Origin of the sequence: Ochrobactrum sp. S1502_03 (assembly GCF_044435015.1) — a bacterium.
GTDB lineage: Bacteria > Pseudomonadota > Alphaproteobacteria > Rhizobiales > Rhizobiaceae > Brucella > Brucella chromiisoli.
Window position 1 is genome coordinate 1 of the sequence record NZ_JAYEXN010000028.1, and the last position, 10,783, is coordinate 10,783.

The window sequence follows — 10,783 nt, forward strand, 5'->3', positions numbered from 1 at the left end:
TTTAAAGTTACGGGCCCGCGCACGCTAAACCTTGCAACCTAAAGGAGGGGTACTTTTTGGACGCCGATAAGGGGTCCCGTTTAAACGCCGATTGACACCCAGCGACTGCGTTAATGAAATACCGCCGTTCTCCTCACAATAAAACAGAAGCTACATTCCATTAATAGCAAGAGGACTTGCTGCCAACATCTGTTGGCACAAAGCAGGAGACAAAAACACTAAGGGTGAGAAGCTGGATTGCCGGAACATGAAAACGACAATACCTGAACTGTTTAGCAAAGTCATACTGCCAGATTAATGACCAGAATGGGGCCGTAGCCGGACTGTCAGGTTTTGAGAACGACTCTCGAAAAGGCACGGTCAGCTACTGGACTCTGGCACCGTCAAGAGTCTTGAACTCGGATTCTCACTCCATCGAAATTGAGATCGAACCTCGCCAGATATTTGATCAGACAATCGGCATCGTTTGTGCTCTTTTTGGCTGTGTCGCAAATTTTCACAGGTTAAAGGCGGCCTGACCTTTTGACGCAATTATCCTGCGAGTTCGGCAAAGACTTCGAATGGCGAGCGGTGGTCGTTTGCGAATCGGTTTTGCGAATCATGTGGGCCACTTCAATACCGGCAATTGTAGCTGATGCTGAATGAAACGCTTTGAAGCCTAACATGTGTTTGGTGATCCGCTTGATGAACCGATGATCCTGCTCAAGAATATTGTTTAGATATTTGACCTGCAAGATTTCCATCACTTTGCCCGTACCGGTGATCTTCAGGATACTATTGACAACCTGTGCGCCAGCGAAGTTCGCTCCGCTTTTATCAAGGACGACCTTGTGCGGAACACCATTGCTTGCAATGGCTTTCTTAAAGAAACGCCGTGCAGCGCCAAGGTTTCGACGTTCAGAGAGCATGAAATCGAGCGTGTGTCCGTCACGATCAACGGCCCTATATAAATACGTCCATTTCCCTTTGACCTTTATGTAGGTCTCGTCAACACGCCAGGATCCAAGCGTTGGGTGTTTGCGTTTCTGAGTTTGTTCCGCGATCTGCGGAGAATATAGAACCACCCAACGGTTCAGTGTTGCATGGTCAACGTCAACACCACGCTCAGCCATAATTTCCTGAAGGTCTCGATCCGAGACCGCATAACGGACGTAAAAGTAAACAGCATAGAGGATCACACTTTTAGGGAAATGAGCTCCTTTGAAATCAATCGACATTGCCCTTCACCTCACTCAAATATGCCGTTGATCCGAATTTAGCTCTGGAGAAGTGAAAATTTTGCGACAAAGCCCTAGTGCATTTCCTGTTTGATTGAATCATTGGAAATGCTCTATCTGTTTATTTTCACACATCATCCCACGCAAAACTGCTGCGCACTTTTGCTGGAAATGCTGTCATTCAGAGCGTAAATTCGAGAATTGTCCCATTCGCCTCATCGGGTGAAATGACAATATTGCCTGATCTTTCAGTATAAGGGACATGATTGGCATTAAGAACTGCGCGGGTCTTGTCGAGCGATGCTACGCGAAGACGCAAGCCGGAAAATGCTTGAACCGAAGTCTTGTCCAACGCCGCAGCTCCATAGAGTTGCTCCGCATGAGGACGATCATAAACAAGAATATCAGCAGAGTCCGGCCCCGTGGAAACGCGCCACTCGCCGCCGCTGCCTGTTGCTTTTCCTTCAGCAAAAAGCTTTGCAAAGCCGTTCGCCGATGCTTCAGGATCAGTAGAAACTGCCAGCACTGCCGATAATCCGTTTGCACCATTTTCATGCTCGATCAACTCAGGAAGCCAAACAGTCTCACGTGTCTTATGCTGGCACATGAAAACCATGCCCTGCGGCACTTCCTGATCGGCAAATGAAACAGTCTCAAAAGCCGCAACGCCCTCACCGCCATTCGGCAACTGAACCGGACGCGAAAAGGCCCCCACGTTCCCTGTTTCAAGTCCAAGAGCCGCCAGTTCCGCTTTAGCCTGTGACGCGCTATCGATGCGGCAGGCTACGGCATGCACACCTTCCCCCTGTGCAGAAAGCTTCTCACGTAGATGCAGATTTCCGGGCGTTTCAGCAACCATACCCAAAAGCTCGAAATAATCCTTCGGGAACATGATTGTATAATTGCCGGAGCCTTTTTCCTTGCTGTGAAGACCACGAGGGCTGAGCGTAAAACCAAGACGGCGATATTGCTCAGCACTCTGCTCCAGATTTTTAACAAGCAGGAAGATGTGATCAACACCTTTGACAGGATGGGACATACAAGCTCTCCTTTTTCTTTACAGGCAGTGAATTCGTTCTTTCAGCGAAAGTTATGGCACACACTTATGCAAAGCAACGCAACGCGCGCTGTGACAAACCTGCGTTGAAGAAATTGAGACTTATTAACGCAGAAATTCCGATATAATTTTCCATTTTTGAGACAAATGTTAGTTTATATTGACATTTTTCATATAGATTCTAGCATAGGCGTGCTTGCATAGAACATTCAAGCTGGAATCAGGCATTTTCTAGCAAAATCAGGGACTTGAACAAGAATGGAACCTGCGGGAAAAGAGGCTGGAAAGCCCTCCCTCAACGTTCTTTTAGGGGAACATCAATGCATATCAGGAAAGCTGGCCTTGGCCTGTTTCTCGCTGCTTTTTCGCTCACAACGGCACCCTCCCATGCTGAAGACGTGAAACGCGGCGGCACAGTCATCGTCCATATGAATACCGAGCAGGGTATCCTTAATCCGGCCTTGCGTGCCTCCACAGGTATTTATCAGATCACGGGCCGTATCATGGAGCCACTGATCGATCGCACCTATGAAGGCTATGTGCCTGTGCTGGCGACAAGCTGGGCTTCATCGGAAGACGGCAAGGAAATTACTTTTAAGCTGCGCGAAAATGTACGCTGGCATGATGGCGAGCCTTTCACCTGCGATGATGTTTCGTTCAGTGCGATGAATCTGTGGAAGAAGCTGCTCAACTATTCGACAACGCTTCAGGCCAATCTGGAAGCTGTCGATTGCACAGACCCGCACACGGCTGTTTTCCGTTATTCAAAGCCGATGCCGCTTGATCTTCTGGTCGCCGCGATGCCTGACCTTGGCCATCCTGTCGCCAAGCACCTTTATGAAGGCACCGATATCCTCAAGAACAAGTATAACTCGGCACCTGTCGGCACTGGCCCATTCAAATTCGTTGAATATGAGCGCGGACAGCACATCATTGCTCAGCGCAATGACGATTACTGGCGCGGTAAGGAATATCCGTATCTTGATCGCGTAATCTGGCGCTTCATGCCGGACAAGGCGGCCGCTGCAGCAGCGCTTGAATCAGGCGAAATCATGGAAACTGCTTTCAACGGCATCTCCATGTCGGATACAGAGCGCCTTGCAAAAGATGGCCGTTTCGACACAGGCACCAAGGGCTTTGAAAACAACGTCGCTCACTCGACCGTTGAATTTAATCTGCGCAATCCGATCCTAGCAAATCTGAAAGTTCGTCAGGCGATCTACCACGCCCTCGACATCGATTTTGCGATCCAGTCGATCATGCGGGGCTATGCCAAGCCGGGCCGTGGCCCGATCCCAAGTTCGGGTGGTGCAAATTACACCGATCAGGTTCAGACCTATCCTTATGATGTTGAAAAAGCCAAGCAACTGCTTGATGAAGCTGGCTATCCAGTAGGGCCGGACGGCATCCGCTTCAAATTGCGCCATCGCGCAGCACCATGGGGCGAATATACCCAACTCTGGTCTGAATATTATGCACAAGCCATGAAAGAAGTGGGCATCGATGTTCAGCTCGTGACCAATGATGCGCCGGGCTTTCTCAATGGTGTCTATCGCGATCATGATTTTGACACGGCCAGTGGCTGGCACCAATTCCGTTCGGATCCGGCCGTCTCAACCACAGTCTGGCTGCGGTCCGGCACTCCGGCCGGGACCGCATGGTCAAACCAGTTCGATTACAAGTCGGACGAAATGGACAGTCTGATCGATCAGGCCGCATCCGAGCTCGACCCTGCAAAGCGTGCAGCGCTTTACCATCAGGTTCAGCAGCTCGAAATGAAAGATCTGCCGGTTATTTTCGCCATTGAGCATCCGTTCATCGGCGTCACCAACAAGGCTTTGAAGAACCACCACAACACGCCACGTTGGGATTCTTCAAGCTGGTACGATCTGTGGATCGACCAATAAACTGAACAAACAATACCGTCGGTGGACAGTCCGTCGGCGGTATTGCCTATAAAATCCATCGGATGCTCCGTCATGCCCCTGCCTCCCCTATTGCGTTTTGCGCTGCGGCGCATTTTGCAGGCGATCCCCGTCATACTTCTCATCATGATCGGGTCGTTTCTGATTATAAAGCTTGCCCCCGGCGATACCGTTGACGCGCTTGTCGGTGACATGGGCGGGGCGGACCCGCAATTCGTTGCCAATCTGCGGACCGAATATGGTCTTGACCAGGCTGTGTGGATGCAACTCGGGCTTTATATGAGCAAAATCGCACAGCTGGATTTTGGTTGGTCTTATGTTTACGAGCTGCCCGTCTGGGATGTGCTGATGAGCCGTCTGGTGCCCACATTGCTCCTGATGGTTTCCTCGCTCTCGGTGGCCTTTATTTTCGGCGTTGCATTGGGCGCAATTGCTGCGCGCCGCGCCTATACGCTGACCGATAATGCAATCTCAACACTCGGCCTCATTTTCTATGCGATGCCGAGCTTTTTCTTCAGCCTTCTTCTGATGCTGGTGTTTTCCGTCAAGCTTGGCTGGCTGCCGGTGGGCGGATTGAAGACGCTGGGTGCCTTCTATTCGGGCTGGGATAATGTGGTCGATATTGCAATGCACCTCATCATGCCAACCACAGCGCTGGCACTGATTTATCTGGCATTTTATATGCGCTTGATGCGCACCAGCGTTCTGGAAGTCGAAGACCTTGATTATGTGCGCACCGCACGCGCAAAGGGTGCAAGTGGCACGCGTCTTATGTTTCACCACATCATGCGCAATGCGCTGTTGCCGGTTGTCACATTGCTCGGACTTCAATTCTCCACCGTGCTTGGCGGCTCCGTGGTTATTGAGACAATCTTCTCTCTACCGGGACTTGGCCAGCTTGCTTATATGTCGGTGATAAAACGCGATATAAACACATTGATGGGCATTATCTTCCTGTGCTCCATTCTTGTCATCATCGTCAATTTCCTCACCGATCTTATCTATGCGCGGCTTGATTCCAGGATCGAATTGTCATGACATCGCAAGACTTCACTCTCCCGCGCCCGCAGACCTCCCGCACAAAGATTCTTTGGCAGAGGTTCAAACGCAACCGCGCTGCCGTGCTCGGTCTTTTGCTTTTCATTCTTGTTGTGCTGATCGCAGTTTTCGCTGACGTGATCACACCCGGCGATCCGCTGCGCCGTGCCGGTGATCCGCTTGTCTGGCCATTCGTGAATATGGCTACACCGCTCGGAACTGACCAGCTTGGTCGTGACATCATGTCCGGCATTTTTCACGGTGCCCGCATATCATTGCTGATCGGCGTGGTGGCCACGCTCATTTCCATCTTCATCGGAGTGCTGATTGGCGCCTTTGCCGGCTATTATGGCGGATGGGTCGATGATGTTCTGATGCGCGTTACAGAAGCTTTCCAGACGGTTCCAAGTTTCGTTTTGTTGCTGGCACTGGTAGCAATCTTCGGATCATCCATTGAAAACATTATCATTTGCATCGGCATTGTTTCATGGACGGCACCTGCGCGCATGGTACGCGCTGAATTTCTGGCCCTTCGCAAACGTGAGTTTGTCGATGCGGCGCGCAACTTAGGTATTGGAAACGCATCGATCATTTTCCGCGAAATTCTGCCCAATGCATTGCCGCCGGTGATCGTGTTTGCATCCGTCGTGATGGCAACAGCCATTCTGATGGAAAGCGCATTGGCGTTTCTTGGTCTGGGCGATCCCAATTATGCAAGCTGGGGCAACATGATCGGTCAGGGCCGCGCGGTGTTGCGCACAGACTGGTTCTGCTCGGTCATTCCCGGCATTGCCATTCTGCTGACCGTCCTCTCCTTCAGTCTGCTCGGCGAGGGACTCAACGATGCGCTTAATCCGAGACAGAAAAAATGACAGCCAGCCCGGTTCTTGAAATTAAAAATCTGCAAATAGCGCTCCCAACCGGTGCGGACCGTCCGTTTGCCTTGCATGACCTGACATTAACCGTCAATCCGGGTGAGATTGTCTGCCTCGTTGGTGAGAGCGGTTCAGGCAAGTCGCTCTCCGCAGGCGCGATCATGCGCCTACTGCCCGAACCACATGTGCGCGTTACCAATGGCACGGTTCTGCTTGAAGGCACCGATCTTTACGCGCTGAGCGAAAAGGAAATGAAGGCTCTGCGGGGAAACCGCATCGGCATGATTTTTCAGGAACCGATGACAGCGCTTAATCCGCAAAAGACGGTTGGCTGGCAGATTGATGAAGTGCTGCGGCTACACACCAGGCTTGGCCGAAAAGAGCGTCGCACCGCGGTTATGGACATTTTGCATGACGTCAAAATTCCCGATCCGCAGTCGGCCTATAATGCCTATCCCCACCAGATTTCCGGCGGGCAGCGTCAGCGGGTAATGATCGCCATGGCGCTGATCCTCAAGCCACGCCTTCTCATCGCGGACGAGCCAACCACTGCGCTTGATGTGACCACACAAGCGCAGATTCTCAAACTCATCCGTGATCTGCAACGCGAACAGAGCACCGGTATTTTGTTCATTACGCATGATTTTGGCGTAGTGGCAGAAATTGCCGATCGCGTTGCTGTGCTCAGGCTTGGAGAACTTGTTGAGGAAGGGCCAGCAAAGGATGTGCTCAACAACCCGCAACATCCCTATACGAAAGCCCTTATCGCAGCCGTTCCCGCGCTGATACCACCTGCCGTTCGACCATTCGGTGATGCTCAGCCCGTCGTTCTTAAAGCGGATGCTTTGTCCAAAACATTCAGGGCGCGCGGTGGAATATTCAGTGGCAAACGCAGTGCTGTGCCAGCTGTAAAAGACTTGTCCTTCGAACTGCGACAAGGCGAAACCCTCGGTGTGGTCGGCGAAAGCGGCTCTGGCAAGACCACCGTCTCGCGCATTGTCACGCGGCTTCTGGAAGCGGACAGCGGCAAGGTCGATTTGAATGGCCGCGATTTCCTCAGTGCAAGCCCGCGCGAAGTGCGCGCCATGCGCAAGGATATTCAAATGGTCTTTCAAGACCCGATGGCATCACTCAATCCTCGCCGCCGTGTCGTCGATCTGATTGCACAGGGACCAATCGTCCACGGTATGCCAAAAAGACAGGCGCATGCGAAAGCGCGCGACCTGCTTGAACTGGTCGAGCTTTCACCGGCTGCGGCTGATCGTTTCCCGCACGAATTCTCCGGCGGCCAACGCCAGCGCATTGGCATCGCACGGGCATTGGCACTGGAACCACGCATCATCGTGGCTGACGAGCCGGTTTCCGCGCTTGATGTCTCGGTTCAGGCACAGGTCTTGCGGCTTCTTGCCGATCTGCGTGAACGGCTCAACCTCTCGCTTCTTTTCGTAACACATGACCTGCGCGTCGCATCCCAATTATGCGACCGCATCATCGTGATGTCGAAAGGCGAAATTGCTGAAACCGGACCGACAGCCGAAGTTTTTGCTCATCCGCAGCACGAATATACACAGCGCCTTCTTGCCTCAATCCCCGGCAAAAGCTGGACGCCGCCGCGCTTTGACAGCACAGAATGAAGGTTCACGCCCCTATGCAGAATATCCAATTTCCTCCTTCCATCTGGGCTGCAACCGCACCCGAGCGCGTTCCTTCTGCGCCAATCAAAGCCGATGCGGAAGCGGATTTCGTCATTGTAGGCGGTGGCTTCACGGGCCTATCAGCAGCACTTCATCTTGCGAAACGTGGCAAACGGGTGATCCTGCTTGAAGCAAAAGCTGTTGGCTGGGGTGCATCGGGACGCAACAATGGTCAGGTTATTCCGACAATGACCGCCGCAGAACCAGACGCCATTGCCGCACGGTATGGCGATGCCGGAACACGGTTTGCAAAATTGATCGGCAACAGTGCCGACATTCTTTTTTCCATCATCCGTAACGAAAACATCCATGCCGAGGCTGAACAGACCGGCTGGTTCCAGCCTGCGCATTCACCGGGCCGCGTGAAACTATCGCAATCACGTGTGGAGGCATGGAAGCGGTTTGGCTTTCCAGCGCAATATCTTGATAGCACCGCGACATCGAAGTTGTTGGGCAGCGATTTCTGGTATGGTGGCATGTTTAACCCAACGGGTGGCCACATCAATCCGCTCGCCCTTGCGCGTGGTCTGGCCGCTGCTGCGGAGCGTCACGGCGCGATCATCCATGAGCAAAGCCCTGTCACATCTTTCGAAAGAACAGGCGACCATTGGATCGTGCGCGTTGGTAATGCAACGGTTCGTGCAAAAGGCTTTTTGCTTGCAACCAATGCCTATACAGGCGAATTGCGTGAAAGCCTTGCACCGCGTCTGGCGCGCTCCATCGTGCCGGTTCTTTCATGGCAAATGGCAACGGCCCCGCTCAGTGATACTCTGCGTGCAACAATTCTTCCGGGCCGTCAAGCTGTCTCTGATACACGCGGCGATCTGCGCTTTTTCCGCTATGACGCGCGTAACCGGCTGATCACCGGCGGCGTGGTGATGGGTGATTATAATGTTGCCGAACGCGTCAAACGCAAAGCCGCCCGCAATATGGCAGAAGCATTTCCGGCCTTGGGTGAACCCGAAATTACCCATGTCTGGAGCGGCTATATCGGCATGACGTGGGATCGCTTTCCGCGCATGCATCAGCTTGGAACCAACGGCTGGGCATGGATAGGCTGCAATGGCCGCGGGGTCGCGCTTGGCACAGCACTTGGACGCGAATTTGCACGCGCGCTTGATGGCGAACCATTACAGGAGCTCGCACTTCCGATTTCAGACCCTGCCCCTCTGCCCTTCCACAAAATTGCGCGAAAGATTGCGCCGTTCTATCTCGCCTGGTTGCGGCGTAAGGATAAAACAGAGCCTCAGTTATAAGCGAAGTTGAATAACATTCATGCGAAAGGTTGATCCATGAATCAGATGCCAATTCTCGAACGTCGCCGCATTGAGGCGCTTGTTCTTAAAAATGTTTATGAGGTTCTTCGCGAGCGGTCAGGCGAGGAAGAAGCTCAGGCTGCCATCGGCGAAGCGGTAACGCGCTCGGCGATTGAACAGGGTCGCAGTTTTGCGCAGGAACTGGGCCACACGCCGGACCTTCAGGACTTTGCCGATATTCTACCGCTTTGGACCAAGGATGATGCGCTGGAAATTGAAGTGCTGTCACAGGGCAAAGATCATTTCGATTTCAATGTAAAGCGCTGCCGCTATTCAGAAATGTACCGGGATATGGGACTGGGCCATATCGGGCACCTTCTATCATGTAATCGCGATGGCGATTTCTGCATTGGCTACAATCCGGAAATGAAGCTTGAACGCACCCAGACCATCATGCAGGGCGCAAGTCATTGCGACTTCCGATACACACTCGACGCTGCAGAAAAAGGAGCCTGATATGCCGGTTGAAAACTGGACCTCGAACCAGCTCGACGAACTGATTGCCTTCCGACGTGATCTGCATGAAAATCCGGAACTGCTCTATGATGTTCATCGCACAGCGGAAAAAGTCGCGGAAGCGCTGCGTGCGGCAGGCCTTGATGAAGTCGTGACCGGCATTGGCCGCACCGGCGTTGTCGGTGTCATTCACGGACAGACCAACAAATCAGGCCGCGCTATTGCCCTTCGCTCCGATATGGACGCGCTGCCAATCCATGAAGAAACCGGCGCTGAATGGGCCTCAAAAATTCCGGGTAAAATGCATGCCTGCGGCCATGATGGTCACACGACGATGCTTTTAGGCGCGGCACGTGAACTGGCAAAAAGCCGCGCTTTCGACGGCACCGTCATTGTGATCTTCCAGCCGGCGGAAGAAGGCGGCGCGGGTGCCAAAGCGATGATTGATGACGGCCTTTTCAAGCGCTGGCCGGTCAATGAAGTTTACGGCATGCATAACCGTCCAAACCTGCCGGTCGGTGACTTCATTATCAACTCCGGTCCGATCATGGGCTCGGTCGATGTGCTGGAGATAACCATCGAAGGTGTTGGCGGACATGCCGCCTCCCCGCATCATACGATTGACCCAATTCCGGTGACGGCAGCGCTTATTCAGGCGATTCAGACCTTGAGCGCACGCACCATCGATCCGCTTGATTCCGCCGTCATTTCGATCACCACGCTTCATGGCGGTGACGCCTTTAATGTCATTCCGCAGAAGATTAAATTGACCGGTACAGTCCGCACATTGCGCGAAGAAGTGCGCAATCACATCGAGGAGCGGCTGACGCGTGCTGTTGCTGGTATTGCTGATGCTTTTAGCGCGAAGGCCACACTTGATTATCAGCGTAATTATCCCGTCACCATCAATCACGAACGTGAAACCGAACTGGCAGCCCTCGCCGCTGAGGCGGTTTCCGGTGCGGACCGCGTCGCGCGCGACATGCCCGCCACTCTTGGCGGCGAAGATTTTGCATTCATGCTCAATGAAGTGCCGGGCGCAATGATCAATATTGGCAATGGTCCAAGTGCCAATCTGCATCACCCGGAATATGACTTTAACGACGATGTGATTGCCTGGGGGGCTTCGTATTGGACGACCTTGGTCCGCCAGAGATTACCTGTGTGATTGCATAATAGTCAGAAAGCCGGGAATTTTTCCCGGC

General features: G+C 52.9%; 8 protein-coding genes and 1 pseudogene. 7 read left to right on the forward strand and 2 right to left on the reverse strand.

Features of this window, described 5'->3' with window-relative positions; all coding sequences use genetic code 11:
* Positions 1-531: 531 nt before the first annotated feature.
* Both VBH83_RS15095 and VBH83_RS15100 read right to left on the reverse strand, forming a co-directional pair.
* Positions 532-1,217: pseudogene (locus tag VBH83_RS15095) on the reverse strand (IS6 family transposase).
* A 181-nt stretch (positions 1,218-1,398) separates the two neighbouring features.
* Entirely contained in the window at positions 1,399-2,256 is an 858-nt protein-coding gene (locus tag VBH83_RS15100) for a VOC family protein (protein ID WP_265985786.1), read from the reverse strand.
* A gap of 338 nt (positions 2,257-2,594) precedes the next feature.
* On the opposite strand from VBH83_RS15100, the gene VBH83_RS15105 reads away from it, so the two are divergent.
* The 7 genes from VBH83_RS15105 to VBH83_RS15135 all read left to right on the forward strand — a co-directional run bounded on the left by VBH83_RS15105 (position 2,595) and on the right by VBH83_RS15135 (position 10,746).
* Complete coding sequence (locus tag VBH83_RS15105) at positions 2,595-4,181, forward strand: ABC transporter substrate-binding protein (protein ID WP_265985787.1); 1,587 nt, start codon at positions 2,595-2,597, stop codon at positions 4,179-4,181.
* Positions 4,182-4,253: 72 nt separating this feature from the next.
* The gene (locus VBH83_RS15110; RefSeq protein ID WP_396998472.1) at positions 4,254-5,237 is read left to right on the forward strand and encodes an ABC transporter permease; all 984 of its coding nucleotides are present in this window, start codon (positions 4,254-4,256) and stop codon (positions 5,235-5,237) included.
* Positions 5,234-6,109: an ABC transporter permease gene (locus tag VBH83_RS15115; protein ID WP_265985790.1), complete on the forward strand. Its 876-nt coding sequence runs from the start codon at positions 5,234-5,236 to the stop codon at positions 6,107-6,109. The genes VBH83_RS15110 and VBH83_RS15115 overlap by 4 nt, the downstream gene beginning before the upstream one ends.
* Positions 6,106-7,746 (forward strand): ABC transporter ATP-binding protein, encoded by a 1,641-nt coding sequence (locus tag VBH83_RS15120; protein ID WP_265985792.1) that lies wholly within the window; start codon positions 6,106-6,108, stop codon positions 7,744-7,746. Before VBH83_RS15115 ends, VBH83_RS15120 begins: the two co-directional genes overlap by 4 nt.
* Before the next feature lie 14 nt (positions 7,747-7,760).
* The gene (locus VBH83_RS15125) at positions 7,761-9,062 is read left to right on the forward strand and encodes an FAD-binding oxidoreductase (RefSeq protein ID WP_265985793.1); all 1,302 of its coding nucleotides are present in this window, start codon (positions 7,761-7,763) and stop codon (positions 9,060-9,062) included.
* Positions 9,063-9,098: 36 nt separating this feature from the next.
* A complete protein-coding gene (locus tag VBH83_RS15130) occupies positions 9,099-9,578 on the forward strand; it encodes an L-2-amino-thiazoline-4-carboxylic acid hydrolase (protein ID WP_396998475.1) in 480 nt (159 codons plus the stop codon).
* Between the two features lies 1 nt (position 9,579).
* Positions 9,580-10,746, forward strand: a complete 1,167-nt coding sequence (locus VBH83_RS15135; RefSeq protein ID WP_396998477.1) for a M20 aminoacylase family protein — start codon at positions 9,580-9,582, stop codon at positions 10,744-10,746.
* Positions 10,747-10,783 lie beyond the last annotated feature (37 nt).